Raw genomic sequence first — 26,565 nt, 5'->3', positions numbered from 1 at the left:
TTCTATCATTTCCGCAGATTTGTATTGTATTCGAAAACTCATTGTCACAGGATTTAAACAGGAGACAAAAATGTCCTTTTATCGCGTACTCTGCCTCGTTGGCGCCGCCCTCTCGGCCCACGCGGCGCAGGCTTCGCGAGTGGGCATCCTCGTCAGCGTTCCGCCCACCACCCCCGCCTCCGTCGTCGAGGCGCTGCAAGCCGAAACCGAAGAGGCCCTCAGGAACAACGGCGTGGACCTGCTGTGGACCTTCAGCCAGGAGGAAGCAGCCCGGGCAACCTACGACCGCGTCGTCAGCCTCCGCCTCACCGGACGCTGCGTGCCCATCCGGCCGGAAGTTTCGCGCAAATCGCGCGTACTCGGCTTTACCCACATCTCCGACGGCACGGTCCTGCCTTTCGTCGAGATCAGTTGCGACACTGTCCTGCGCGTCATGGAAGTCGGCAATCACCGCTCAACACCTTACTTTCCGCCCAACGTGTTCGGCCGTGCCCTGGGCCGCGTGCTCGTCCATGAGATGCTGCACGTGCTTACCGTCAGTTCCGCGCACGAACGGGAAGGCCTGACCAAACCCGCGTTCAACTCCAGCGACCTCATGCTCGGCAACCTGCGCCTGAACCCCGCCGCCCGGCAGCGCCTGCAGCACAGCCTCGGGCACGACAACCTACAGGCTGAGAATGGCGGCCAGCAGCGCGCCCACACCGAGGAATGAGCCGAACGGCAGCTCGTAACTATCGGAATTCTCGCGCTTGATCTTGATCCAGGCGAGCCCCAGCACCGTCCCCAACAGGGATCCCGCCATCAGCCCCACCAGCGCCGTCTCCAGCCCCAGGAACGCGCCCATCATCGCCACCATTTTGACGTCCCCAAAGCCGAGCCCTTCCTTGCCCCGGAACTTCTCATAGCCCCAGCCCAGAAACCAGAGCCCGCCCGAGAGCAGCAGCGCCGTCAGTGAGGAATTCAGAAACGAAGCCAACGCCCCGCTGCCCGCCGGATAGTACGCCCCCAGCATCGCCGGAATGATCCCATACGGCAACGCCACCACCGGCGACAGCATCACGCCCAGCGCAACACCCCACTTCGTAAACTCGTCCGGCAGAATCCGGCTTTCCAGGTCGGAAAAGATCAGCTCGATCAGGATCGCAATGAACAGGCACCACTTCACCGCCGCCCACCCGGCCCCCAGCCGGTACACCGCGGCTGCGAACAACAGGCCCGTAATCAGTTCTACAACCGGGTAGCGAAACGAGATCCGCTCCTTACAGCAGCGGCCTTTGCCGCCCAACACCACAAAACTCAGGACAGGGATGTTGTCATACCACTCGATCATCCTGCCGCAGCGCGGGCATTGCGACCGCGGCTCGTCTATGGAGTAGTCGTCCGGCAGCCGGCTGATGCAGACGTTCAGGAAACTGCCAATCAACAGCCCGAAGAGCCCGGCCAGAATCGTGTAGAGAAATGCTTCGCTCACCTCAGAACCTTCAGGTAGACCGCCAGCGTCTCGGCTGCCATCCGCTCCATCGTAAACCGCTGCTCGACCAGGGCGCGGCCCGCCGCGGCCAGCCGGCTCGCCAGCCCGGCATCGTTTAGAATCCGCCGCACCGCCCCGGCCACCTCTTCCACCGAATTCCGCACCAGCAAACCCGTCTCCTCGTGCCGCACAATCTCCGGCAAGCCTCCGACCTTGCTCGCCACCACCGGCACCCCATATGCCATCGCCAGCAGCGCGGCCGAGCCAAGCCCTTCCATCTCGGTTACATACACAAAGACGCGAGCCGTTGCGAAATCGACGGCCAAGTCCTGGCTGAATTGGATGTCGAGCCCCGTCTCGCGCAGCAGTGCCCCGCCCTTGCCCGGATCGTCCGAAGCAATGCTCACCACGCCGCCCGTCCGGTCGCTCATTTTCTCCGGAACCGGCGTGCCGTCATACACCACGCTGATCCGCTCCGCCCCCACTCCAGCCCGCAGCAGCGTCGCCTGGACCGCCTCGCTGATCGCCAGAAAATGCGCCGCACGCCGATACTTCCACCACGAAGGCAGCCCCCGCTTCACCGGAAATGCCACCCGCCGGCTCACCACAAAAGGACACCGCGACCGCAGCGCCGCCCAGGTGTGCGACCGCGCATCGTGGCAATGGATCAGGTCCACTTCCCTCGACCCCGCCCGCACCGCACGCCAACTGATCGGGTCCGCCGGAATCCCCAGCCCGCGAGCCGCTTCCAGCAGTGGACTCCCCTCCGCCGCCAGCAGCCGTGCCCCGTCTTTCAATCCACGCAACAGTTGCAGCACCTGGTATTGCCCGCCCCGCATGGTCACTCCCGTGTCCAGGTGCAGAACACGCGGCGCCGTCATCCGTTCAGCGCCCCCAGCCCATGAAGCGCGCTTTGGCATACTTCAGGAACGTGTACAACGAAGCCATGTAGGCGATCGCCAGCCCTTCCACTCCGTCCAGGAACCCGCGCTGCACGACATAGGTTTTGAAGAAGGTCCACGCCGGATCCAACAGCAGATGGCGGTAACGCACTGCCTTCTTGCGATACACCAGTTCCTCGGCCGCCAGGGTGGTGTAGCGGTCCATCGTCTTCAGGTGCTCGCTCAGGGACCCACAGGTGTAGTGCAACAGGTTGCCCTGCAACTCGCCGATACGGCCCGTGCTCACCACGGACTCATGCACGTATTCGCCCACCCACTCTGACTTGCGGCGGTCGAACAGCCGGATCTTCCGGTCCGGATACCAGCCTGAGTACAGGATCCACTTCCCGAGATACTGCGCCAGCCGCGGAAACGTGTACGCGTCGTACTCCACGCCATTCTTCTTCAGTTGCCAGATCTCGCCTTCCAGATCCTCGCTCAACGCTTCATCGGCGTCGATCGAAAGGACCCAGTCGAAAGCGGCCTGCTCCGACGCATAGTTCTTCTGTCCCGCATAACCGCGCCAGTTGGCTTCGATCACCCGCGCGCCAAACTTTTCGGCAATCTCCACCGTACGGTCTGTCGAGCCGGAATCCACGATGAGAATCTCGTCACAGCACCGCAGGCTCTCGATGGCCCGGGGCAGGTTTCGCTCCTCGTTGTAAGTGATGATGGTCGCCGAAATCTTCATCGCACGCGATTTAAGGCAAGAACGTCTGATCGCTATTGTACAGAACAGGCGCGGGGATGAAAGACAGTACGAAGATGAGCAGGGTCAGGGCCAGCAGTTGCCAACGGCCTTTACCCAACGGTCCAGATTCGAAGACCGTGAAGTGCCGGCGGCCCCAGAAGAACAGGATCACCGCCCAGAACCACCACGGCCAGTAAATAAACCCCAGCGGCACCAGCATCGCGATGACAGCCAGCGAGACCTTGGAATGCTTCTCACCGAAACAGGCGTAGACGATGTGCCCCCCATCCAATTGCCCGACAGGCAGAAGGTTGAGGGCAGTCGCCAGCAACCCCACCCAGGCGGCTCGCGCCACCGGATGCAGATACACATCCGCCGCCGCCGCACCCGGGAACAACCACAGCTCAATCAGCCGCATCAACACCGGGGTCCCCAACTGCATCTCACCCTGCAAACCGATGCCCGGCACCACCTTTGAGAGCGCCAGCCCGATGCCCATCGCCGGGATCGCAAAGGCAAATCCGGCCAGCGGCCCGGCCACGCCGACATCGAAGAGCTCCTGCCGCCCCTTCACCGCCGAACGAAAGCGGATGAAGGCGCCAAACGTGCCGATAAAGGTAGGAGCAGGCAGAAAGAAAGGCAGGCTCGCATCTATGCCGTGATACACGCAGGCAAACCAGTGCCCGAACTCGTGCGCCGTCAGGATCAGCAGCAAAGTGATCGAGTACGGCAAACCCTCCTGCAGAATCGCAGGATTCCGGAAAACCTGGAGAAAGACCATCAGGTCATGCTCCAGATCGAACGGCGGCAAATTGTGGGTGAAGTTAAACGCCAGGCGGGCGCCCAGCGTGGTGGTGCTGAATGCTGTCAGCAGGAATAACAGAACGTGGAGCCACAATCGACGGCGCCACACAGGTTGAACGGGTTCCGCCGGACGTGCCATCCAGTAGCGCGGCTCTCCGCCGGAACCCGATTCAAAGGACTGGGAATCCACCTGAGCTGAGCCGCCCTATTCCAGCGACTGCAACTCCTTGCCCGGCTTGAAACGCACGGCCTTTCCGGGCGGAATGGCCACCTCGGCGCCAGTACGCGGGTTACGGCCGATGCCGGTCTTGCGCGGCCGGACGTTGAATATTCCAAAGCCGCGGAGTTCGATGCGCTCTCCCTGGGCCAGGGCTCGCTTCATCGACTCAAACACGGTTTCGACAGCCATCTCGGCTTTCGTTTTAGTGATGCCGGTCCGGTTGACAACCTCGTTGACGATGTCCAGCTTGATCAAGGGCGCCTCCTAAACAAGTGAGCGGGGAGCTTTGCCAACCACGGCCCCTTCCGCACCGCAAAGCCTATGATAAGATTAGGGTTTTAGCCTTGTCAAGCCAACGCTTACACAGTTCTTCAGTGGAAGACCTCAAACTGGACCCCAACCTGTTCCGGCGCGCCTGTGGTGCGTTCGCCACCGGCATCACTGTCGCCACCGTCCTCGGCCGCGACGGCAAACCGCACGGGCTCACCGCCAATTCCTTCTCCTCTGTTTCGCTCGATCCGCCCCTCGTGCTCATCTGTGTCGCGCATAAAGCGGCCACCCACGGCCCATTTGCCAGCGCTCATTCTTTTGTAATCAATATCTTAGGATCGAATCAAAAGGACTTATCCGTCCGCTTTGCTTCGTCCCATCCCAACCGCTTTGAGGGCCTCGATTGGACCCTCGGCGAGGTCGGCGCACCGGTTCTCTCCAACAGTCTGGCCGTGATTCAGTGTCATACAAAGCGCAAAATCGCAGCCGGAGACCACACTATTTTCCTCGGAGAAGTGCGCCATGCGGAGGTTCGCGAGGGAAAACCACTGCTCTACTTCGCTGGAAACTACCTCGGAACCCGGTAGCGGAAATGGGTCTCTTTCGATATGTAGACGCCAAAACGCGGGGTGCCGCCGCCTCATGCGGCCCGAAACACCCCGCGTCCGTAAGTCAAAACTAGCCAGCCAGTTCCTTCGCTTTGGCCAGCGCCGTGTCATAGTCGGGGTGCTCCGCGACTTCCGGCACATACTCCACATGCTGGATCTTGTTGTTCTGGTCGATCACGAAGATGGCCCGTGACTCGACGCGCCAATCCTTGATCAACGTGCCATAGTTCTCGCCAAAGCTGGCGAACTTGTGATCGCTGATCATCTTCACGTTGTCCACACCGAAACTGTTGCACCAGCGGTTCTGGGCAAACGGCAGGTCTACGCTGATCGTGTAGAAACCGATGTTGGGCAGCTTGCCCGCCTCGTCGTTGAACTTCTTGGTCTGCATGTCGCAAACCGGAGTGTCCAACGAAGGTACTACGCTAAATACGCGCACACCGGAGGTCGATTCCAGCGAGACGGGCTGCAGCGACTTGTCCACGGCATCGAAGTCAGGCGCTGGATCGCCCACCTTCAGCTCAGGTCCGGCCAGTTCCAGCGGCATTCCCTTAAAACTAGTTGTACGGGGCATGAATCCTCCAAGTCTACGCCTCTTAGTTTGAACAAATCGGAGGCGCTTGTCACCAGAGGCGGCTATACAAACTCACCTGGCCCCTCCTTCACCCTGGCCGGCGCTCGAAAGGGCTTTCGCCGCCCTCCCGCTCGAAATCGCCCTCAGGAAGGGCAACGCCACAAATTAGAAGTTGCCCTGCGAGCTCACAATCGGAGTTGGGCCCAGAAGCTGGCTCAGTTCTTCCGCCGTCGCCACCGCGGGCTGGCACACAAAGTCTTCACACACCATCGCCGAGGCTGCGCCGGTTCGATCCCAATGCACCGAAGTGAACGGCCGGAAGTGCTTGCGGAACTCCTGGATGAGCGGCTCCGCCTCCCCCGTGAACTTCACTTCCGACTTCGGAGCCTGGCTCTCCAACACCGCGCACAGCATCCGCGGAATCGTCACACCCTGCTGGTTGATGCGCGAAGCGAACGCCGCCAGAGTATCGCCCGCGGCCTCCTTCAACGGCTCCAACCCGCAGTATTCCGCCAGCCGCAGCAGCGCGCCGGCCGCCACCGAATTGCCTGCCGGCTCCGCCCCGTCGTAGTCTTCCTTCAGCCGCAAAACGAGTTCGTCGCTGTCGCCCGCCGTCGAATAGAATCCGCCATTCTGCTTGTCCTCGAACAGCTCCAGCATCGACAGCGCCAGCGTCTTCCCAAATGCGAGCTGCGCTTCATCAAACGTCGCTTCATAGACATCCACGCAAGCCTGCGCCAGGGCCGCATAGTCGTCCAGGAACCCCGCAACCGCTGCTTCGCCGTCGCGCCAGCGCCGCATCAGTTTGCCATCCACCATCAGCCGCCCCCGAATGAACCCCAGCGCCTTGAGAGCCGCATCCAGATAGCGCCGCTCATTCAGGACCTGCCCGCCCTTCGCGAACGCCGAGATCATCAGACCGTTCCACGACGCCAGAACCTTATCGTCCAGGTGCGGCCGGATCCGTTTCGACCGCGCCTCCAACAGAATCTGCCGCTCCTTCCCAAACTCCTCAGCCGGATACGAGTCCTTCAGGAACAGAATGTTCTTGCCCGTGAACTCGGCATGTGGATCGTTGTCCACATTCCCGTTCTCCCGGCAGCCGTACTTCTGCGCGAACGCCAAAGCCCGATCCGCCCCCAACAACTGCTTCAGCTCCTCCATGGTCCAGACATAGAATGCGCCTTCGCCCTTTTCATGCAGGTTCGCCGGATCGATCACACTGTCGGCATCCTCCGCCGAAAGGAACCCGCCTTCGGGATGAGTCATGTCCCGCAGGACATACTCAAAGATCCCGCGCGCCACATCTGCGAAGGCCTCATCCCGCGTGACCTGATACGCCTCCAGGTAAGAACTGGCGAGTTGCGCCTGGTCGTATAGCATCTTCTCGAAGTGCGGAACGAACCAACGCTCGTCCACGGAATAGCGGTGGAATCCGCCGCCCAGGTGATCGTGCATCCCGCCCTTCGCCATCTCGCGCAGTGTCGTCAGCGCCATTTCGCGCGCCTCTTCCTCCTTCGCCGTCACCGAGTAGCGAAACAGGAAGTCCAGCACGCTGGGCCGCGGAAACTTCGGAGCCTGGCCAAACCCACCGTGATGCGTATCGAAGGTCCGCCGAAAATAGTGATAGCTGGAATCGAACGCTCCGCGCTCAATCTCGGTCCCGGCCGACTGGACCTGCGAGTGGCTCTCCAACTCGCCCAGAATCGAGATGCTCGACGACACCAGCTTCTCGCGCTGCTCTTTCCACGCCTGCGCGAGCTGTTGCAGGACATAGCCGAAGCCCGGCCGTCCATAGCGATTGTCTGGCGGAAAGTACGTGCCGCCGTAAAACGGCTTCAGGTCCGGAGTCATCCACACCGACATGGGCCAGCCGCCGCTGCCCGTGGTGGCCTGCACAAACAGCATGTAGATGCGATCGATGTCCGGCCGCTCTTCCCGATCGAGTTTCACAGCCACGAAGTCCCGGTTGATCTGCGCCGCGATGGCTTCGTTTTCGAAGGATTCACGCTCCATCACATGGCACCAGTGACAGGTGGAGTAGCCGGCCGACAGGAAAATCGGCTTATCTTCCTCGTGCGCCTTCCGGAAAGCCTCCGCACCCCAGGGATACCAGTCCACCGGATTGTGGGCATGTTGCAGCAGATAGGGACTCTTCTCGTGTATCAATCGATTTGTATGCATGGGGGTAAGACCAGAAGGTGCGGGAAAGGACTATTCTAACGGACGAGAGGTTGGATTCATGCCTGATATCGAAAGCTTCAAGAAACAAGCGCTTGACGAGCTCATCGAACTGCTCAAGATCCCAAGTATCAGCACTTTGCCGGAGCACGAGCCGGATATGCGCAAGGCCGCCGACACCGTCGAAGCCGCCCTGCTCCGCGCCGGCATGACGCGCACGGAACAGATCCATCGCGCGAATCACCCGCTGGTCTACGGAGAATGGCTGGGCGCCCCCGGCAAGCCCACACTCCTGCTCTACGGCCACTACGACGTGCAGCCGGCCGACCCGCTGGATGAGTGGAAGTCGCCCCCCTTCGAACCCGAGATCCGCGACAACAACATCTATGCTCGCGGAGCCACCGACGACAAAGGCCAGACTTGGATTCTCGTCAAGGCCGTCGAATGGCTCATGCAGCGCGACGGCAAGCTGCCCATCAACATCAAGTTCCTGGTCGAAGGCGAGGAAGAGTGCGGCGGCGAGGCCATCGAGGCGTATGTGGCCGAGAAACCCGCCCAGCTCGCCGCCGACGCCGCCATCATCTGCGATAGCGAAATGTTCGCCCCCGGCCTGCCCTCCATTTGCATCGGCCTGCGCGGCATCGTCTATGGCGAACTGCACGTCGAGGCCGCCCGCCAGGACCTGCACTCCGGCGTCTACGGCGGCGCCGCCCCCAACCCCATCATGGCCATCGCCGAGATCCTCACGGCCCTGAAGGACAAAGACGGCCACATTCTCATCCCCGGCTTCTACGACCGTGTGGTGAAACCCGCTCCGGCCGAGGCCGAAGCCTGGGCCAGCCTGCCCTTCGATGAAAAGGAGTATCTCGAAAAGGAGATCGGCGCCACCGCTATCACCGGCGAACCCGGCTTGTCCGTCTTCGACAAAACCTGGGCCCGGCCCACCCTCGAAGTCCACGGCATCCGCGGCGGCTTTGTCGGCGAAGGCGCCAAAACCGTCATCCCGGCCCGAGCCGTAGCCAAGATGTCCATGCGCCTGGTCGCCGACCAGCGCCCGGACGAAGCCATCAGCCAGTTGAAGGCCGCCATCGCCACCGTCACCCCCAAGGGCGTCAAGGCGGAGTACAAGTTCCTCCACGGCGCCGGCCCGTCCCTGGTGAACCCCGACAACAAGTTCATTCACGAGTCGGCCCTGGCCATGGAAGAGGTCTTCGGCAAAAAGACCGTCTACATCCGCAGCGGCGGCTCCATTCCCATCGTCGGCCTGTTCGACACCCACCTGGGCATCCCCAGTGTTTTGATGGGCTTCGGGCTACCCGACGACAACCTCCACTCGCCCAACGAGAAGTTCCACGTCCCCAACTTCTACAACGGCATCGATGCCGTCATCCGCTACCTGGAGCGTCTCGGCGCCTAACGGCCCAGAGGGGAGCGAAACAGCCGTTTCGTTCCCCACCTCCAGCCAAAACTCACTATTTCACCACTTTAATACAACCATACTTACACTAATCACCACTTTTAGTGCTATTCTCGCCTCATGGAAGTCTCTGCCCAAGAACTCGCCGCCGTCCTGGGCCGCTTCAATCCCTGGTGGCGCGGCCAGCCCATGCTGGAACTGCCTCCCTGGCGCCGGGCTGCCTGGCACGAACTCCAGATCTGGCTCAAAAAGCCCCCAGCCCCGCGAGCCGTACTGCTCACCGGCGCCCGCCAGGTCGGCAAGACCACTCTCCTCCTCCAGGCCGTCGCCGCACTCCTCGCCGACGGCGTACCAGCCGCCAATATCCTCTACGCGACCTTTGACCACCCGCTCCTGAAACTGGCCGGAATCGACGCAGTCCTCGAAGCCTGGCGGCAGCGCGAACCGCGCGCCGATGGCCCCGAGTACCTCTTCCTCGACGAGGCCCAGTTCATCCGGGGCTGGGGCACCTGGATCAAACTCCAGATCGATTTCACGCGCGACCGCCGCATCGTCTTCACCGGTTCGGCCATGCCGCTGGCCGTCACCGATCCCGAATCGGCCGTTGGCCGCTGGCACGCCATCCGCCTCTCAACCCTCTCTTTTTACGAATATTTACAGATCAAACGGCTGGTGCTGCCGACCCTGCCGCGCTTCAGCAGCCTGGCCGAACTGTTCGACTGGAAGCCCGGCGAACTGCGCGACATCCAGGAACTCGCCGAGCCCTATGTAGGCCATTTCCACGAATACCTGATGCGCGGCGGCTTCCCCCAAACTGCCCAGGTGGAGAGCATCACCAGCGCCCAACGCCTATTGCGCGAGGACATCATTGACAAGGTGTTGAAGCGCGACATGACCGCGCTGTTCGGCGTCCGCCGCGTCCTCGACCTCGAACAGACCTTTCTCTACCTGTGCCTGCGCGACGGCGGCCTGCTGGATATGCCGGACCTCTGCGGCAACCTCGAAGTGAAGCGGCCCACGGCCCAGCACTTCATCGAACTGCTGGAGGCGACGCACCTCATCTACCGCCTGCAGCCCTTCGGTTACGGCAAGGACGTGCTGCGCGGAAAGTTCAAAATCTACCTCGCCGACGCCGCGCTGGCTCCAGCAGTAATGCTGAAAGGAAAGGGGTTGCTGGACGATCCAACCGGCCTGGGCATCGCCACCGAGACCGCGGTCTTCAAACACCTCTATGCCCGGTACTACTCCATGCAGGTGCGATTCACTTACTGGCGAGGAAAGAAGGATCGGGAGGTAGACCTCATCGCCGACCTCGGCGGCAGGCTGATCCCCTTCGAAGTGAAGTACCGCGCCCAGCACACCGGCCTGCGCGACCTGAAAGGCCTACTGGAGTTCTGTGCCGAGAAGGAGGTGGAGCGCGGTTACGTCGTCACGAAGTCGCCCTCGGACCTCGGCCTGCTGCCGGGCACCCCGCAAGGCGCCGCGAAAATCATGCGCATTCCCGCGCCGCTGCTGTGCTTCTGGATGGGCGAATCGGAGACCAGGCCGTCACAGCAAGCGCCGTAGATACTTCACATTACGGCGCAGATCCTCTTCCACGTCCTTTGACGGAGCGTTGGTTTCCAGGGTGACATAGCCCTCATAGCGGATGTCGTTCAACGCTGCCAGGGCCGCCTTCACGTTCACATCACCCTCGCCCAGATAGCCCTTGTCCTTGAAGTGCAGCTGGCAGATCCGTTCGCGGCCCAACTGGCGGATCTCCTGCGCCGGATCCACCTTATATTGATTCGTCGCATTGCCGATGTCGTACCAGATCTTCAGCGCCGGTGAACCCACCTGGTCGAGGATCCTCAGGTCATCGCCGGCCGGAATCGTGTTCTCAAACCCGAGCGTGATGCGGGCCTTCTCCGCCTCGCGGCAAAGCTCCTTCAGCGGACCCACCACCGCGTCCATCTCGCTTCGAGAGGTCAGGGCGCAGTTCCCGAAGAAGACCAGCATCAGGATCTTGGCGTCCAGCCGCCGCGTGATATCGATCCCCTCGACACCCCACTTCACCGCCTGCGGATCGCTCTTCAGGCAGCTCGCATGCAGGATGTCGATGTAAGTGGCGACCAGCGGGAGCTTATATTGCTTGGAGTTAGCCAGAAATTGCCCCTGCAGGGCGGCGTTCGCCAGAACCAGGTGCCCATCTGACGACTGGCGCCCCAGGGTGATCTGCAACCCTTCTGCGCCCGCCCGGCTCGCGATCTCGACCGAAGCCGGATCCGACCGTTTGCCCACCACCCCATCCATCACCCCAATCTTGATCTTGGCGCGATTGGCGGCAGCCAGGGGCGCGGCAGCGGCGGCGGCGGCGAGCAGGGATCGGCGGGTAAGCATCGAAAGAGTCATATCATGGCAGGCCGCCGCGGCGCCAGCGGAAAGGCGGATCGCCAAAGCCCAAGTGGTATACTCCGATGTATTGGGAAGCCCTTTGGGCTGAGCCCAATCGCAGGCCCGGAGAGGTTCAGGAAACCTGCCGGACCGGGTGGCCGTCTAGGTTGTTTCGCACTGATACGGGCAATGCTGCCACAGGTGCGAATTTGGGGAGAAGGAAGGACCTTTGCGAATGTCGATTGCTCGATTTGGCGGTTTGAAGCGGAAGTTTGCCGGCGCCCTGGTTGGCGGCGGCCTGCTGCTGGGGCTGCCACTCGTTAGTTCCGCCCAGTCTGTCCCCTCCTATGTGATTTCGACTTTCGCCGGCACCGGCGCCAACGACGCAGAGGAGTTCGCCGGCGACGACGGCCCTGCCACCTCCGCCCAGTTGAACAACCCGTATAGTATCGCCATCGATTCCGCCGGCAACGTCTACATCGCTGACCAGGTGCACCACCGCATCCGCAAAGTCTCCACCGCGGGTATCATCACGACCATCGCCGGCACCGACACCGCGAGTTGGACGGGCGACGACGCAGTGGCCACCAGTGCGACACTGAACGCCCCGTGCGGACTTCTGGTGGATAGCGCGGGCGACATCTATATCGCCGATACGCTGAACCACGTGATCCGCAAGATCACCGCCTCGACGGGCAAGATCTCTACCTTCGCCGGGACCAATGTTGCCGGTTTCAGCGGCGACGGAGATGGCGTCGACGACGGCGAGGACGAAACGGATCCCGTGGCCACCAGCGCCCAGTTGAACCGGCCCACTTCCCTCGCTCGGGATTCCAAGGGAAACCTCTACATCGCGGACACCTATAACAGCCGCATCCGCAAGATTCTGGCCAGCAATTCCACCATCGACACGGTTGTGGGCGATGGCGCGCAGCGCCGGTACGGCGACGGCGGCATTGCTACTTCAGCTTCGGTGTTCGATCCCCAGGGCATTGCATTCGACGCGGCCGGCAATCTGTTCATTGCCGACACGAACAACCATGTCATCCGCAAAGCCACCCCGCGCAGCGACGGCGAGTTCGACATCCAGACCGTTGCCGGCAGCGGCGTCTACGGCTACACGGGCGACGAAATCCCGGCCACCCAGGCGTCCTTGTTCTATCCCAAGTGGGTCGCGGTCGATACCGCCGGCAACCTGTTCATCGCCGACTCATTCAACATGCGCATCCGCATGGTGACCACCGACGGCATCATCCATACCATCGCCGGCAACGGCACCTATGGACTCAGCGGCGACGGCGGCCCTGCGATCGACGCGGAATTGCGCTTCCCTTCCTCGGTGACTCTCGGCAGCGGCGGCAAGATCTACGTCACCGACAACCAGAATCACCGCATCGCGCTGCTCACCCCTGTGGTGGATCTTGGCCTCTCGGCGCCCACCTCGCTGAACCTCGGCGGCAAACAGTATGTGAACGCAGTGCTCGATGACAACCAGACCCTGGTGCTGCCCACCGACGCCCTGGCCGGCACGGCTTCCCGCCCGGCACGCATCGGCGAGACGGTCACCATGTTCGCCAACGGTTTGGGCGATACCGATGAGCAGGTGAACGACACGCTCAGCCGGATCCGGATCTACTTCGGACACCTGGCGGCGGAAGTCAGCCTGGCGGGTGACGCCGGCGACGGCTCCGGAGCCAAGCGCCTCAACGTCGTGGTACCGAACATCGAAGACAACGACGCCATCCCGGTGATGCTCTTCAAGGACGGCACCGTGGCGCAGAAGGCCATCTACACGGCGGTTCGCTCCAACTAACTGAGTCTATGCGGCTTGCGGCGCTGCTCGAAGCTGGCCGGCTGGACTTCCTGGACGCCCTGTCCGGCATCACAGAGGAGCAGTCCGCCATCAGGCAGGACGAGAACCACTGGTCGGTGCTCGACTGCATCGAGCACATCATCATCGTCGAAGAGCGCCATCTGCGGTGGATCGGCATGGGCCGCTCCATCGAACCGCAGCGGGACCATGACCGCGAACTCCGCCTGTTCACCATCATGCGGAATCAGTTCGAAAAGCGGGAGGCACCGTCCGCCCTCCGTCCACAGGGCCGCTTTCAGACCCTGGCCGAAGCCTGCGAAACGTTCCTGGAAACCCGCGACCGGGCCATCCGGCTGGTAGACCAACGCGGTGACTCGCTCTACGGCATCGGAGTGAAGCATCCCTTCTTCGGACCAACGAATGGTGCGGAACTCGTCCAGTTGATGGACGGTCATGCCCGCCGCCACGCCGACCAGATCCGGGCGCTGGCTGCACCGGCCCCATATCTCCCTGCCCCTGTCGAACCCGTTGCGGTCAAACGCAAGGACTCGTCCGCACCCCGAATTGAACCGCAACTGGGGGCGGAGCTTGCGGCTCCGGCCGATCCGCACAGCCTGTTCACCAAGGGAGCCAAAGTCACCCTGGACGCGCAGCACCTGCGGAGCGGGAATGCGAGTGGCGTAAAGGCCGCTAGCTTCGCGGCGTCGGGCTCGGTCGTGGAACTCACCAGCTTCGCCGGCGCCGAATTTGAATCCATCGTCCTGAAGGATGTCCGGCTGGTGACCTGCGATCTGGCGCACCTGAAAGTTCAGCGGATGGTTCTGGAACGGGTGGAGTTCATCGACTGCCGCCTGATGGGCCTCGCAGCGGAGTCGCTCGACGCCCGGGACGTCCTCATTCAGAACTCAGACGTACGCTATGCCAGCCTCCCAGCGGCAAGCCTCCGCAACTGTGAGTTCGAAGGCTCAAAGTGGCAGGAATCCGACCTGCGGTCCGCCGACCTCAGCGGCACAGTGATCCGCAACTGCGACCTGGCCCGGGCCGACCTGCAGGGCGCCACGCTGCGCGACACCGACTTCCGCACCTCTCAACTGGAAGGCATGCAAGTGGGGATCAACGACCTGCGAGGAGCCATCGTCGAACCCAGCCAGGCAATGATCCTGGCCCAGGTGCTGGGCGTACGGATCGTTTAGCTGTCACAGCATCCGGTACATGACGTAAGCATCCACGAACCCGAGCGAGGGGTGCTGGAACGCTTCGGGCAGCCGGCCTACGATCTCGAAGCCGAGATGCTGCCACAGCCTGACGGCGCGCTCGTTTGTACTGACAACAAAGTTGAACTGCATGGCGCGGTAGCCCCGGCTGCGGGCATGCTCCTGGGAATGCAGGCACATCGCTCGGGCCACTCCGCGGCCAGTCGCCCGCGCCGCCGTCATGTAGCCGCAGTTGGCTACATGGGCTCCGCCGCCCTTCTGGTTGGGATGCAGGAAGTAAGTCCCGACGGCTTGCCCGTCGTCCTCGGCCAGAAAGACCTCGTGGTCCGCTGCGAACCAGTAGGTGAGCGCGTCTTCGCGGCTCATATCCCGGGCTAGAGTATAGGTTTCACCGGCCCGGATCACCGGCTCCAGAATGGCCCAGACGGCATCGGCGTCATCCATACCGGCGAGTCGGAGGGTCAACATACGTCCAGGATCGCAAGTCCCGCGGGCCTAAGTCAGGCGGACTCGCGTCCCGCCCGCCGGACCGCGCGGCACCTCGTCCAGGGTATGACGGCCGGTGTCGCGCCGCTGGACCAGCCCGGTCTGGAACCGCAAGACCGCGTCGATCATTTCCGGGAGATCCTCCTCCTGGATTCTTTCATCTGTGGAACTCTCCCGTTGGAGGAAAGGACTGAGCCTACAAGCTAGGCGGATAGTCAGAGGTCCCATCCGACTGTTGACGCCCAGGGGAGTCAGCCCTAACCGCTTCAAACGAGCATCCTGGCAGAGCACGTATCGTAAACTGGTAACACGATGATCGTGGCCTATTTCGACGAAAGCGGCAACGACAGTCAGTCAACAGTCTTCGCGATGGCTGGTGTTTACCTTAGCCACTCTTCGTCATGTTATTTTGCTTTCGATTGGATGAAGTTGCTGAAACAATTCGACATCCCAGAGTTCCATGCATCCGATTTCCACGGCCGCCGCAAGAGTTTCAGAGGATGGAGCGAAGCGCGCTGTACTGACTTCCTGGAGGCCGCGATTCGGCTACTTCTCAAGTGGAGAGTGAAGCACGGAGGAGTGACCATTTCGAGGGCGGACTTCAAGCGATCCTTTGTGGATACAGGCTTCCATCTTCGCCTTACACCTGCCGTAACGAAATGGAAGAAACCATATTTGCACGCTTTCCTTCACCTCGTGCACGATCTTCGGGAATATGCAGGTCACCAGGCGCGCGGAGTACGAATAACGCCGGTGTTCGATGAGTGCCAGGAGTTCATAGGCCAAGCTCGACAGGAGTACCTCCTGCGCAACAAGGATGGGAAGCTTGGCGCATTGTGTGTTGGGAACTCGCAAAGCCACGTCCAGATTCAGGCTGCGGACCTAATTGTCTGGGAGTATCGCCGAGCGCATGAGAGGCAACTGCAAACTGGCCAGTGGGAAGTATCCCGCGTGATGGAGCCACTTTTGCCCCATATGTTCATCGCCAGAACATGGACTTTCGACTACCTTGAGTACTTGAGGGAGCGTGTAGAGGCAGAAGCTGAGGGTCTCGATCCAGAGGCTGTTGAATTCAGAATCACCGCACCTGCATTAGTCCCCGCCGAGACCTTGGCACGGGAAGTCGAGTGAATAACCAGGACCTTCTCAATCAATGTCCGCTACCTTGACAATACCCGGCTCGAAAGATCCCTGCTGTTCAGGAAGGCGAGACGAGAAGGCCAATTGCTGACATCCTAAGTCAGGCGGACTCGCGTCCCGCCCGCCGGACCGCGCGGCACCTCATCGAGCGTGTGGCGGCCGGTGTCGCGCCGCTGGACAAGCCCGGCCTGGAACCGCAATACCGCGTCGATCATTTCCGGGAGCTCCTCCTCCTGCAGTGCGACCCGGATCGTCTCGGACGCAGCCTCGAACTCGCCAATGCGGCGCAGGATGTCTACTGCCAGGGCGAGCTCTTCGGACGGGGTGTCAAGGAAGTCATGACCCGCCGCCTTACTTGCCTGGAATAGACGGATTGCTTTACGACGGCAGCGCGCGGCATCCTCCTGATGGCCGCCATCCTCATGATTCCACGCAGCTTGGAGGGCAATCCAACCCGCATCCGCCAAATGGCCGAGTTGCTCAAGAAGCCAGGCGTGACGTTCGAACCCAATTGGCAGGGACTGGTAATCGGACGTTCGAACCCAATCCGCAACTCCTTCGGCCGCATAGCTGAGGTCGGGCGCCGCATAGCCGCAGGACGGGCACGACTGCATCCAGGTGGCCAGGGTCGACCGCAGCGGCTCGCCGGGCCGGGTGTCCAGATCGGGTGCAAACTGGGGTGAAACCGAGGGGGCCGCCGGCTGCTCCGACACGGCTCCACAAACCGAACAATGATTCCTAGGCATCCGACGCTGGTTTTAGCACAATAGAGGGGATGATTGTTGAGATCGACGGCGTACCCCTGCATCTGGCTCACCCCGACGCACTTTCCGTGAAGTGGGTGGGGCAGGAAGAGGTGATGAGGCAACTGCTGGCCGCCTGGCTGGTGGTGGACGAGCGCGACATCCCGATGAATCCGCGGCTGGTGGGCAAACCCGGCGTGGGCAAAACGACCCTCGCCTATGCCGCCGCCTCGCGCCTGTCCCGTGAAATCTTCATCATGCAGGCCACCGTCGACACCCGGCCGGAGGACCTGATTGTCCAGCCGGTGATCGAGGGCCCCGGCCAGTTGCGCTATGTCGCTTCGCCGCTGGTGACCGCCATGCTGCGCGGCGGCATTGTGATCCTGGACGAAGGCAACCGCATGTCGGAGAAGAGCTGGGCCAGCCTGGCTCCGCTGCTCGACACGCGCCGCTATGTGGAAAGCATTGTGGCCGGCATCAAGATCCAGGCCCATCCGCTGTTCCGGCTGGTGGCTACGATGAACGACGACAGCTCGACGTTCGATCTGCCCGAGTACATCCACTCGCGGCTGCAGCCGCAGATCCTGATCGACTTCCCTGAGCGGGATGAAGAGCTCTCCATCCTGCGCGAAAACCTGCCCTTCGCCGACGACAAGATTCTGGAATATGTCACGGACTTCCTGCAGCAGGCGCACAACAATGACGAGCGCTTCACCGTCCGCGACGGCATCAACATCGGGCGTTATGCGATCAAGTTGATGACCACACTGGACGGGCGCGCCGACTTCACGCATGCGGTGCGGTTCTCCATCGACAAAGTGCTCGGCGAGGAAGCTCTGCGCTATGCCCGGCGCCCCTGAGACTCCAACGGGCGAACTTTCCAGCCTGCAGCGCGGACACCTGCGCTATTTCCCGGTCGTGCCCGGCCGCCTGGAGTTTGCGGCGGCCATCCGGCGGGAGTTGCTGGCCACCAAGCCCGCGGTGGTGGCGGTGGAATTGCCCGCCTGGCTGCAACCTTTATATGTAGAGGCGCTGGACAGGCTGCCGCAATTCTCCGTCGTGGTTTACCCCGAGGGCGGCGAGAGCGAGCGCGGGGTCTATGTCGTTGTAGAGCCGGCCGATCCATTTGTCGAGGCGTTGCGGACCGCCCAGGAGATTGGCGCCGAATTCCTGTTCCTGGAGCCGAACGCCATAGACCGGCCGCATCTCCCCGATCTCTATCCGGATTCGCACTCACTGCGGGCGATTGCGCTGGATCAGTACATCGAAGCCTACCGGCTGTTTCCCCAGGCGAGAAACGACGAGATCAACGATCATGCCGCCGGGATGGCGTGGCGGTTGCAGGGCGCAGATACGACGAAACCAACAACTGTCGTTTTGAGCCTCAACCTGTTCGACGCGGTGCTGGACGCCATGGAAACACCGCAGGATCCACCGCGGGAGCGCCGTGATTTGACCGCGGATCTCGTCAATCCGCATCCGGACTGCCTGGCAGAGATCAGCCAGGAGTATCCGTTCCTGCAGGAGAAGTATGAGCATTACCGGGCGTTGATGGGCGACGACGCGTCAATCGACCGGCGGCGCGTACAGTACGAACTCCTCAAGGAAGCCGAGCGGAACTACCAGGCGCAGACGGGGGATTCGGTCGCCCACTGGCAGCGGCGCATGATGGCGCGCTATACCCGCAACCTGGCCATGCTGGAGAACCAACTGGTAGCCGGGTTGTTCGACCTGACGGTGGCGGCGCGGGCGGTGGTGGACGACAACTATGCCTGGGAGGTATGGCATGCCGCCAACTCCTACGCCTGGCAGGATGAACACAGCCAACTGGAGACCTTGAACCTCTCGGCCGAAGAGGTCTACCTGCACAGCCGGAAGATGCGCCTGCGGCGGCGGCTGCCTCGCAAGAAACAGCGGTCGATGCCGCGCGGATTAAAGCAGCGGCCCAAAGAGAAACATCCGGGCGAGTGGGCGGAGCAGCTGGACGGGAACTCCATTTGTAGTTATCCGCCGGAAGACCTGGTGATCGAGGACTACGGCAAGTTTCTGCGTGAGCGCGCGAAGACCATGCTGCGAGAGGATCGGGTGCGGGTGGAGCCGTTCACCACCTCGGTGCACGATGGCATCGACATCCGCGAGACCATCCGCAACTGGCACGAGGGCAAGATTTACGTCCGCAAGTTCGAGCGGCTGTCGGGCGATGTGGGGGCGGTGGTGGTGATCTTCGACGAGGATCCGCTGGACCGCTACACCTATTTGACGACCTGGCTGGGCGAGCACCAGAACGAGAGCGACATGGCGTACTATGCGACGCAGCCGTTCGACCACCTGGTGGGCCCCGGGATTGGCCGGGCTGAGTATGGCGGATTCCTGATGGTGCTGCCGCCGCGCCGCATGTTTGACGTCTGGAATGATCCGGACTATGACTTTGCCGAAACGAAGCCGGAGCGGCTGCTGATGGCGGCGCTCGACTACTCAGTGGAGCGGCATGTTGTGTATGTGGCGTCGAAGCCCCCGCGCTCCATCTTCCGGTCGATCGCGGCGCACCTCAACCGCCAGATTATCTACATTCCCATCGGCCAGCTTTCCCCCACTAAGCTGAAGAAACTACGAGTAGTTCACGTTCTGGACAGCTATGAGAGAAGGAAAGTGGCGAAAGACTTTTTATGGTGAAACCGGGATTGGCGAATGGCGCGTCAGTACTTGGGTAAGCCCTGATATACTGAGAGTTTGCGTAACCTGAGACCAACAATGAAGTGGACTGTCCTCTTACTCGCTGCCTCGGCGCTGTGCCAGGCGCAGCAGTACTCCACCGGCCAAGCGGCCCGACTCGTGATAGGCCAGTTGCCGTTCACAGCCCAGGATCCGGGATCCAGCGAAAAGCGGCTGGGTTCGGTGGGCGGTGTTTCGTACGCTGCCGATACGCTGGTTGTTGCTGATTCCAATGGCATTGGCGGCACCCCGATCAACAACCGGGTGGTCATCTATAAGAACGTCGGTTCCTTTGTGCCAGATCGTCTGGCGCCCTTCCCGCAGATCAGCGACCGCTGCAACGCCTGCGTCGGCATCGCCACTGTGGTGCTGGGCCAGTCGGATTTCACCAGTGGTCCCTATGTCGACACCAACAATGATGGGACCATCGACCAGAAGGATATTCCCGCCACCGCGGCGGACACCCTGCGCCGGCCTTTGGGCGTGGCGTACAACGGGCGAATTCTGGCCGTGGCCGACACCGACAACAACCGCATCCTGATCTGGAAAAGCCTGCCGAACACGAACAAGCAGGCGGCCGACCTGGTAGTGGGCCAATCGAGCTTCACTACGTCGAAGCCGGGAACGACCGCCTCGACTTTGCGTGGTCCGGAAGCGCTGTGGCTGGACGACAACAATGGCCTCTGGGTAGCTGATACCGGCAACAGCCGGGTGCTGTTCTACGGTGAGATCACCCAAAACGGGCAGAGCGCGAAGATCGCCCTGGGCCAGAAGGATCTCAACTCGAATCAGCAGCTTGCGGCGTTCCCCGACTATAAGACGACGGACCGTTCGCTGTTGTCGCCGACTTCCGTCTCCATCAATGGCTCGAGGCTGTTTGTGGCCGACCTGGGCGCCAACCGCGTGCTGGTCTGGAACACGATTCCGACGCAGACCGAGCAGCCTGCGAATCTCGTGCTGGGCCAGCCGGACTTCGTTTCGAATACGCACAACAATTCCGCGGCCCTGTGCCCGCAGCAGGGTGTGGACGCGAATGACGAACCCACCTATCCCGACCGTTGCGGCCGCACGATGGAAATGCCGCGTGCCGTCATCTCCGACGGCGTGCGCCTGTATGTGGCTGACGCCGGCAACGACCGCGTGATGGTCTGGAATTCATTTCCGACGGCAAACGCGCAGATTGCAGACCTGATCATCGGCCAGCAGGGTCCTTCCCTGAACCTGGCGTCCGATTCGGCGGAACCGCGGCGCATCTCTTCGACCGACTCGTTCCGGACGCCGGTTTCCATGGCATGGGACGGTCAGAATCTGTATGTCGCTGACACGTTTAACCGCCGTGTGGTGGCCTATACTCCGGGCGACTTTTCCCTGCCCCTGACCGCCGTGCGCAATGCGCCGAGCCCCGACAACCATTCCACGGGCCGCATCACGCTGGGCGGGACGATGGAAGCGGACTACGAGATCTCGGTGAAGATCGGCAACAACACCGTGTTGAACTCGGACGGTACGGTAGTGGATCCGGCCGAGTACAAGTACAAGACGGTCAAGGACGATACCTTCGACACGGTCATCGATCAGCTGGTTTCGATCATCAACAGCAGCGATCCTTACGTGATGGCAGCCCCCAATAAGGACGCCCAGGTGGTGATCCTGTCCGCCCGGTCGTCGGGCGTGGAAGGCAACAACGTCACCATCGTCACCGGCGTCACGCCGGGCACCGCCAAGCTCACAGTCACGACCAGTGGTGCGACGCTCACTGGCGGGCAGGACCCCTCGCTGATTGCGCCATTTTCGCTCGTAACGATCCTGGGAGATAATCTGTCTGACCAGACCACAGCTGTGGCTGATCTGACACAACCGCTGCCCAAGGAACTGGGTGGAGTCGAGTTCTTCGTGGACGGCCTGCAGGCACCCTTGCTGGCGGTCGCGCCGAACCGGATCCTGGCTCAGATCCCGATTGAAGTCAACGACGCGACCAGTTCAGCGGGCATCCTGCGGGTGAAGCGGAACGACGGCTCGGTGACGGTGTCCACGGCGGTAGCGATTCCGATCATAAGCCAGAACCCCTCGGTGTTCAGCGACACGACGCTCGATCCGCAACCTGGCTTGGCCTACCATTATTCGAGCTCGGCGACGGGCACGATTTCGGTGGACGGCACGGCCCAGGGCGGCGACGTCATCACGATCAAGATTCATGACCGGGAGACGAAGTACACGGTGCAGTCGAACGACACACTGGTGATGGTCCGCGACGCCCTGGTGGCGCTGATCAACGCCAGCGATCCGGAAGTGGAGGCATTCCCCTCCGGCTTCTATTCGCGGCTGAGACTGCGGGCGCGCATCCCCGGCCCGGAGGGCAATGGGATTCCCTTCACGGCGACGGCCTCAACGGGTGCGTCGGTGATTGTGACGGCCTTCAATACGACACTGTGCTGCGCGAACGAAGAAGGTTCGCCAGTGACGGTGGACAACCCGGCGGTGCCGGGTGAAACGATTGTGGTGCTGGCCAGCGGCCTGGGGATCGTGAATCCGCAGGAAGCGCGGGACGCCATGACGACGGGCATGCCCTACTTCGGTCCGGCGCTGAACGATGCGTCCGAATCGGTCTCCTCCCTGGCGGGCGGCAAAACGGCGAACGTGCTGTTTGCCGGACTGCGCCGCGGCTCGGTGGGCATCTACGAAGTACAGCTGGAACTCAACCCGGATCTCGTGACGGACACCCAGACACAGGTGACCATCGCGCAGAGCTTCCAGGTCTCAAATATCTTTACGATTCCGGTTGTGAAGAATAAATAGCGGCGGCGGAAGCGCCGCGTCAAGGAAGAGTGCCGGGCACGCCCAAACGGGCAGGCCCGGCATTTTTTATGTCGCTGCCTGGCCGCCCGGGACGTAGACGGCGTGCTTTGCCGCGCGGAGCAGGTCGCGGGCCGTATCTGCATTCTCTTCAGTCACATAGAAGAACGCCCCGATGAGCTCGCGAATGAACAGGACCCCGCCGCGATAGCGGTCGGGTTCGACCAGGTAATCGAGCCCTGCCTCGTCCAACAGTTTCTCAACAGCTTTCGACTCGCTCAGCCGTTTCCCTATATAAATGAGGACTAGTTCCTGGTCCCCGAAAAAAGCGTCGTCCCGGCGCATAGTGCTCTTCCAGCGTAACGCAGACAGAGAGGACTTCCCCATTTCAGCCACTCACTTCCTGGAATATGGCGCCCCCAACGTGTACACACACGAATGAACAACTGCTGCATTGGCTGGCCCTGCGATTGACGCCGGGCCTCGGTGCTCGAAAGACGGCCCTTCTTCTGGAGCAATTTGGGTCGCCGGAGGCGATCTTCCGGGCATCGACGGAGGAACTGGAGGCGGCGGGACTAGCGGGGTCGGTTGCGCGCAGCCTGGCCAGCGGGTGTGCCTTTGAAGATGCCGCGGAGCAGCAGGACCGGATGAAGGCGACGGGGACGCAGGTGGTGGCGTTCACCGATGTGCTGTATCCGCCGCAACTGCGCCAGATCTACGATCCGCCTCCGCTGTTGTTCGCACAGGGACACCTGGAGTTGCTCAGCACGGTCATGGTGGCGCTGGTGGGCAGCCGGAGACCCAGCACCTATGGGGTGGTGGCGGCGGAGCATCTGGCCATCGATCTGGCGAAAGCCGGGGTGACGGTGGTGAGCGGCATGGCCAAGGGGATCGACACCTCGGCGCATCTGGGCGCCTTGAAAGCCGGAGGGGGCACGTGCGCGGTGTTCGGCTGCGGGCTGGACATTATCTATCCAGCGGAGAACCGGAAGCTGGCGGGGCGGATCGCGGCGGAGGGCTTGTTGTTGAGCGAGTTTCCGCTGGGGACGCCGGCGCATCCCCAGAATTTTCCGATCCGGAACCGGGTGGTGAGCGGGCTTTCGGACGGGGTTGTCGTGGTGGAGGGTGTACAGTATAGCGGGAGTCTGATTACAGCCCGGTTGGCGCTGGACCAGAACAAAGAGGTGTTCGCGGTGCCGGGCAATATCACCTCGAAACTGAGTTTTGGGCCCAATCTTTTGCTGAAGCAAGGGGCGCAACTGGTGCAATCGGCGACCGACATTCTGGACGGATTGAGTTGGGAAACGAGGTCGAAACTAGCCCGGCAGGCGGAGCTGCCGTTGGAGGCGGCAGAGGGGGAGGAGCCTGGGCCGATGGCGGCCATTGCATTACAAGTTCTTTCTTTTCTTAGTGTTGATACGCCGTTGCATCTGGATGGCCTGTTGGAGCATCTGCTGGACTGTTCACCCTCCGAGGTGATTGCCACGCTGTTCGAACTGGAATTGCGAGGTCAGGTCCGCCAACTCCCCGGCCGCAGTTATGTTAAGGTGTGGTACGAGTGAACTGCCTGGGAGCCGGCCCTGCCGCCCCGGAGCCGTGTCAAATCGGAATTCATCTTTTTAGTTACCTGTTATGGCCAAATCTCTCGTGATCGTCGAGTCGCCCGCGAAGGCGAAGACGATCGGCAAGTATCTGGGTAAGGGTTTCACGGTCAAGGCCAGCCTGGGCCACGTGAAGGACTTGCCCAAAAATGACATCGCGGTGGACGTCGACCACGACTTCCGTCCTTCTTATGTGGTGATCGAGGGCAAGAAGAAGCTCATCGACGAACTGCGTAAGGCGGCCAAGGAATCCGACGCCATCTACCTCGCAGCTGACCCTGACAGGGAAGGCGAAGCAATCTGCTACCACCTGCAGGAAGAACTGCAGCCCAAGAAGGGCGAGGGTCCGAGCGTCTACCGCGTCACCTTTAACGAAATCACGGCCAATGCTGTCAGGAAGGCGTTTGAGACGCCGCGGGCCGTGGACACGAACCTGGTGGACGCGCAGCAGGCGCGGCGCGTGCTGGACCGGCTGGTGGGCTACAAGATCTCCCCGCTGCTGTGGGACAAGGTAAGGCGCGGGCTCTCAGCGGGCCGTGTACAGACGGTAGCGCTGCGCATGATTGTGGACCGTGAGCGCGAGATTCGCTCTTTCATCAAGCAGGAGTACTGGTCGGTCGAAGTTCACCTGAACGCCAAGAAGGCGCCTGTATTGAAGGCCAACCTGGCGAAGCGGGACGGGGTGAACGTCGAGATTGCAGACCAGACCTCGGCGGATGCGATTGTGACAGCGCTGGAAGGTGCGCAGTATGTCGTCCGGACCGTTACGACGCGCGAGAAGCGGCGTCATGCGGTGCCGCCGTTCATCACTTCGACTTTGCAGCAGGAGTCGGCCCGCAAGCTGCGTTTCAGCGTAAAGCGGACGATGATGCTGGCGCAGCGGCTGTATGAAGGCGTCGAGCTCGGCGAAGAGGGCTCGGTCGGCCTGATCACCTATATGCGTACCGATTCGACGCGCGTCAGCGACGACGCGTTGAAAGAGGTGCGGGAGATGATTGGGCAGCGGTTCGGCGAGCAGTATCTGCCGGAATCGCCCAACGTCTACAAGACGAAGAAGGCGGCGCAGGACGCGCACGAAGCGATTCGTCCGACGTCGGCGATGCGGCATCCCGACCAGGTGGCGCCCTACCTGTCGGAAGACGAGCAGAAAGTGTACAGGCTGGTTTGGATGCGCTTTGTAGCGTCGCAGATGACGCCGGCGGTATTCGACCAGACGACGATCGAAGTGGTCGCCCAGGGCACGGACAGCTCCGAATACCTGATGCGCGCCACGGGCAGTGTTCCGAAGTTCGATGGCTTCCAGGCAGTCTACAAGGAAGGCAAGGACCAGAAGGACGAGGAAGACGACGAGGAGAGCGCCCGGCTGCCGCAGGTGAGCGACGGCGAGACGCTGCGCTTCAAGGCGATTCATCCCGAGCAGCACTTCACTGAGCCGCCGCCGCGCTTTACGGAAGCGACGCTGGTGAAGGAGCTGGAATCGGATGGAGTGGGCCGGCCGTCGACCTACGCCTCGATTCTGTCGACGATCCAGGAACGTGAGTATGTGAAGCGCGAGGGCGGCAAGTTCATCCCCACCGAGTTAGGGGTGGTGGTGACAGAGCTGCTGGTGGAGAGCTTCGCCGACATCTTCGACGTGAACTACACGGCGCGGATGGAAGACGACCTGGACCAGATTGAGGAAGGCAAACTCGACTGGCACGTCGCGATGGCGGATTTCTACAACCGCTTCCTGAAGGATCTGGAGGAGGCCGAGCGGTCGATGCGCGACATCAAGCGCATGGAGCTGCCGACCGACCAGATCTGCGAGAAGTGCGGCAAGCCGATGGTGATCAAGTGGGGTAAGCACGGCAGCTTCCTGGCCTGCACGGGCTACCCCGAATGCACCAATACGCGGCAGCTGAACAAGGGTATCCACGAGCTGGACAGCCCGGAGAACGGCGAAGAGAAGGTCGAGATCTCTGAGCAGGACGCGACGGAGTACTGTCCGAACTGCGGCCGCGAGATGGTGCTGAAGAAGGGCCGCTTCGGGACCTTCCTGGCCTGTACGGGCTATCCGGACTGCAAGACGACCAAGCAGTTGGGCCAGGCGCAGAAGCAGCCGGACGTGATTCTGGACGAGAAGTGTCCGCTGTGCGATCACAACCTGGTGACGAAGAGCGGCCGGTTCGGCGAATTCACGGCGTGTTCGAACTATCCGACGTGCAAGTACGTCAAGCAAAAGACCATTGGGGTAATGTGCCCGCAGTGCGGGACGGGCGAGATCAGCGAGCGGCGCAGCAAGCGCGGCAAGACGTTCTACGGGTGTACACGCTATCCGGATTGCGATTTTGTCGCCTGGGCGCGGCCGATTCCGGAGAAGTGTCCGGAGTGCGGATCGCCCTACCTGGTGGACAAGGTTCTGAAGTCCGGCCATTTCGCGCAGTGCCCCAACAAGGAGTGCAAGTACAAGCGTGAGGTGGAGGAGACCCCAGTCCCCGCGTGAGGAATAGGCGCGGCGCGGCTGGGCATATCTG

General features: G+C 61.8%; 23 protein-coding genes. 12 read left to right on the top strand and 11 right to left on the bottom strand.

The genetic code is table 11. From position 1 onward, the window contains the following. Window positions 1-70 precede the first annotated feature (70 nt). Window positions 71-712, top strand: a complete 642-nt coding sequence (locus ACR9Y2_RS30665; protein WP_435045688.1) for a hypothetical protein — start codon at window positions 71-73, stop codon at window positions 710-712. On the opposite strand, the gene ACR9Y2_RS30660 is transcribed toward ACR9Y2_RS30665, so the two are convergent. The 5 genes from ACR9Y2_RS30660 to ACR9Y2_RS30640 all read right to left on the bottom strand — a co-directional run bounded on the left by ACR9Y2_RS30660 (window position 665) and on the right by ACR9Y2_RS30640 (window position 4,382). Further along, window positions 665-1,471: a prepilin peptidase gene (locus ACR9Y2_RS30660; protein ID WP_435045687.1), complete on the bottom strand. Its 807-nt coding sequence runs from the start codon at window positions 1,469-1,471 to the stop codon at window positions 665-667. The genes ACR9Y2_RS30665 and ACR9Y2_RS30660 overlap by 48 nt on opposite strands. Next, window positions 1,468-2,352, bottom strand: a complete 885-nt coding sequence (locus ACR9Y2_RS30655; RefSeq protein ID WP_435045686.1) for a glycosyltransferase family 4 protein — start codon at window positions 2,350-2,352, stop codon at window positions 1,468-1,470. Before ACR9Y2_RS30655 ends, ACR9Y2_RS30660 begins: the two co-directional genes overlap by 4 nt. Before the next feature lie 4 nt (window positions 2,353-2,356). Then, complete coding sequence (locus tag ACR9Y2_RS30650) at window positions 2,357-3,103, bottom strand: glycosyltransferase family 2 protein (protein ID WP_435045685.1); 747 nt, start codon at window positions 3,101-3,103, stop codon at window positions 2,357-2,359. Window positions 3,104-3,113: 10 nt separating this feature from the next. Further along, entirely contained in the window at window positions 3,114-4,046 is a 933-nt protein-coding gene (locus tag ACR9Y2_RS30645; RefSeq protein WP_435045684.1) for a site-2 protease family protein, read from the bottom strand. A 66-nt stretch (window positions 4,047-4,112) separates the two neighbouring features. Beyond that, window positions 4,113-4,382, bottom strand: coding sequence for an HU family DNA-binding protein (locus ACR9Y2_RS30640; protein WP_194450401.1), 270 nt, complete (start codon window positions 4,380-4,382; stop codon window positions 4,113-4,115). Window positions 4,383-4,501: 119 nt separating this feature from the next. Between ACR9Y2_RS30640 and ACR9Y2_RS30635 the strand changes: the two genes are divergently transcribed. Continuing rightward, complete coding sequence (locus ACR9Y2_RS30635) at window positions 4,502-4,984, top strand: flavin reductase family protein (RefSeq protein WP_435045683.1); 483 nt, start codon at window positions 4,502-4,504, stop codon at window positions 4,982-4,984. 91 nt (window positions 4,985-5,075) lie between these two features. Here the strand turns inward: ACR9Y2_RS30635 and tpx are convergent, their stop codons facing one another. Both tpx and ACR9Y2_RS30625 read right to left on the bottom strand, forming a co-directional pair. After that, the gene (gene tpx / locus ACR9Y2_RS30630; RefSeq protein ID WP_435045682.1) at window positions 5,076-5,579 is read right to left on the bottom strand and encodes a thiol peroxidase; all 504 of its coding nucleotides are present in this window, start codon (window positions 5,577-5,579) and stop codon (window positions 5,076-5,078) included. 165 nt (window positions 5,580-5,744) lie between these two features. Continuing rightward, window positions 5,745-7,748 carry a thioredoxin domain-containing protein gene (locus ACR9Y2_RS30625; RefSeq protein ID WP_435045681.1) on the bottom strand — a complete coding sequence of 668 codons (2,004 nt, stop codon included), beginning with the start codon at window positions 7,746-7,748 and terminating at the stop codon, window positions 5,745-5,747. A 73-nt stretch (window positions 7,749-7,821) separates the two neighbouring features. On the opposite strand from ACR9Y2_RS30625, the gene ACR9Y2_RS30620 reads away from it, so the two are divergent. Both ACR9Y2_RS30620 and ACR9Y2_RS30615 read left to right on the top strand, forming a co-directional pair. Beyond that, window positions 7,822-9,177 carry a dipeptidase gene (locus ACR9Y2_RS30620; RefSeq protein ID WP_435045680.1) on the top strand — a complete coding sequence of 452 codons (1,356 nt, stop codon included), beginning with the start codon at window positions 7,822-7,824 and terminating at the stop codon, window positions 9,175-9,177. Between the two features lie 120 nt (window positions 9,178-9,297). Continuing rightward, window positions 9,298-10,743, top strand: a complete 1,446-nt coding sequence (locus ACR9Y2_RS30615; protein WP_435045679.1) for an ATP-binding protein — start codon at window positions 9,298-9,300, stop codon at window positions 10,741-10,743. Here the strand turns inward: ACR9Y2_RS30615 and ACR9Y2_RS30610 are convergent. Beyond that, window positions 10,726-11,556: a sugar phosphate isomerase/epimerase family protein gene (locus ACR9Y2_RS30610; RefSeq protein ID WP_435045678.1), complete on the bottom strand. Its 831-nt coding sequence runs from the start codon at window positions 11,554-11,556 to the stop codon at window positions 10,726-10,728. The genes ACR9Y2_RS30615 and ACR9Y2_RS30610 overlap by 18 nt on opposite strands. A 229-nt stretch (window positions 11,557-11,785) precedes the next feature. On the opposite strand from ACR9Y2_RS30610, the gene ACR9Y2_RS30605 reads away from it, so the two are divergent. Then, a complete protein-coding gene (locus ACR9Y2_RS30605; RefSeq protein ID WP_435045677.1) occupies window positions 11,786-13,363 on the top strand; it encodes a hypothetical protein in 1,578 nt (525 codons plus the stop codon). Window positions 13,364-13,371: 8 nt separating this feature from the next. After that, window positions 13,372-14,556 (top strand): DinB family protein, encoded by a 1,185-nt coding sequence (locus ACR9Y2_RS30600; RefSeq protein ID WP_435045676.1) that lies wholly within the window; start codon window positions 13,372-13,374, stop codon window positions 14,554-14,556. A 3-nt stretch (window positions 14,557-14,559) separates the two neighbouring features. Here ACR9Y2_RS30600 and ACR9Y2_RS30595 read toward each other — a convergent pair whose 3' ends face one another. Beyond that, entirely contained in the window at window positions 14,560-15,045 is a 486-nt protein-coding gene (locus ACR9Y2_RS30595; protein ID WP_435045675.1) for a GNAT family N-acetyltransferase, read from the bottom strand. Between the two features lie 330 nt (window positions 15,046-15,375). Here ACR9Y2_RS30595 and ACR9Y2_RS30590 point away from each other — a divergent pair, with 330 nt between their 5' ends. Then, on the top strand, window positions 15,376-16,194 hold the full coding sequence (locus ACR9Y2_RS30590) for a DUF3800 domain-containing protein (protein WP_435045674.1): 819 nt from the start codon (window positions 15,376-15,378) through the stop codon (window positions 16,192-16,194). Between the two features lie 104 nt (window positions 16,195-16,298). On the opposite strand, the gene ACR9Y2_RS30585 is transcribed toward ACR9Y2_RS30590, so the two are convergent. Next, window positions 16,299-16,916, bottom strand: coding sequence for a hypothetical protein (locus ACR9Y2_RS30585; protein WP_435045673.1), 618 nt, complete (start codon window positions 16,914-16,916; stop codon window positions 16,299-16,301). Between the two features lie 62 nt (window positions 16,917-16,978). Here ACR9Y2_RS30585 and ACR9Y2_RS30580 point away from each other — a divergent pair, with 62 nt between their 5' ends. From ACR9Y2_RS30580 to ACR9Y2_RS30570, 3 genes are all read left to right on the top strand, one after another. Continuing rightward, the gene (locus tag ACR9Y2_RS30580) at window positions 16,979-17,806 is read left to right on the top strand and encodes an AAA family ATPase (RefSeq protein WP_435045672.1); all 828 of its coding nucleotides are present in this window, start codon (window positions 16,979-16,981) and stop codon (window positions 17,804-17,806) included. Beyond that, window positions 17,790-19,619 (top strand): hypothetical protein, encoded by a 1,830-nt coding sequence (locus ACR9Y2_RS30575; protein WP_435045671.1) that lies wholly within the window; start codon window positions 17,790-17,792, stop codon window positions 19,617-19,619. The genes ACR9Y2_RS30580 and ACR9Y2_RS30575 overlap by 17 nt, the downstream gene beginning before the upstream one ends. A gap of 78 nt (window positions 19,620-19,697) precedes the next feature. Continuing rightward, window positions 19,698-22,454: a hypothetical protein gene (locus ACR9Y2_RS30570; RefSeq protein ID WP_435045670.1), complete on the top strand. Its 2,757-nt coding sequence runs from the start codon at window positions 19,698-19,700 to the stop codon at window positions 22,452-22,454. Between the two features lie 66 nt (window positions 22,455-22,520). Here ACR9Y2_RS30570 and ACR9Y2_RS30565 read toward each other — a convergent pair whose 3' ends face one another. Next, window positions 22,521-22,796, bottom strand: coding sequence for a hypothetical protein (locus ACR9Y2_RS30565; RefSeq protein WP_435045669.1), 276 nt, complete (start codon window positions 22,794-22,796; stop codon window positions 22,521-22,523). Window positions 22,797-22,861: 65 nt separating this feature from the next. Here ACR9Y2_RS30565 and dprA point away from each other — a divergent pair, with 65 nt between their 5' ends. Both dprA and topA read left to right on the top strand, forming a co-directional pair. Continuing rightward, window positions 22,862-24,013 carry a DNA-processing protein DprA gene (gene dprA / locus ACR9Y2_RS30560; protein ID WP_435045668.1) on the top strand — a complete coding sequence of 384 codons (1,152 nt, stop codon included), beginning with the start codon at window positions 22,862-22,864 and terminating at the stop codon, window positions 24,011-24,013. Between the two features lie 70 nt (window positions 24,014-24,083). Beyond that, on the top strand, window positions 24,084-26,534 hold the full coding sequence (gene topA / locus ACR9Y2_RS30555) for a type I DNA topoisomerase (RefSeq protein ID WP_435045667.1): 2,451 nt from the start codon (window positions 24,084-24,086) through the stop codon (window positions 26,532-26,534). Window positions 26,535-26,565 lie beyond the last annotated feature (31 nt).

This window comes from Paludibaculum fermentans, from assembly GCF_051172195.1.
GTDB classification, from domain to species: domain Bacteria; phylum Acidobacteriota; class Terriglobia; order Bryobacterales; family Bryobacteraceae; genus Paludibaculum; species Paludibaculum fermentans_A.
Note: the sequence above shows the minus strand (reverse complement) of the source record. Positions and strands in the feature narration are given on the sequence as shown.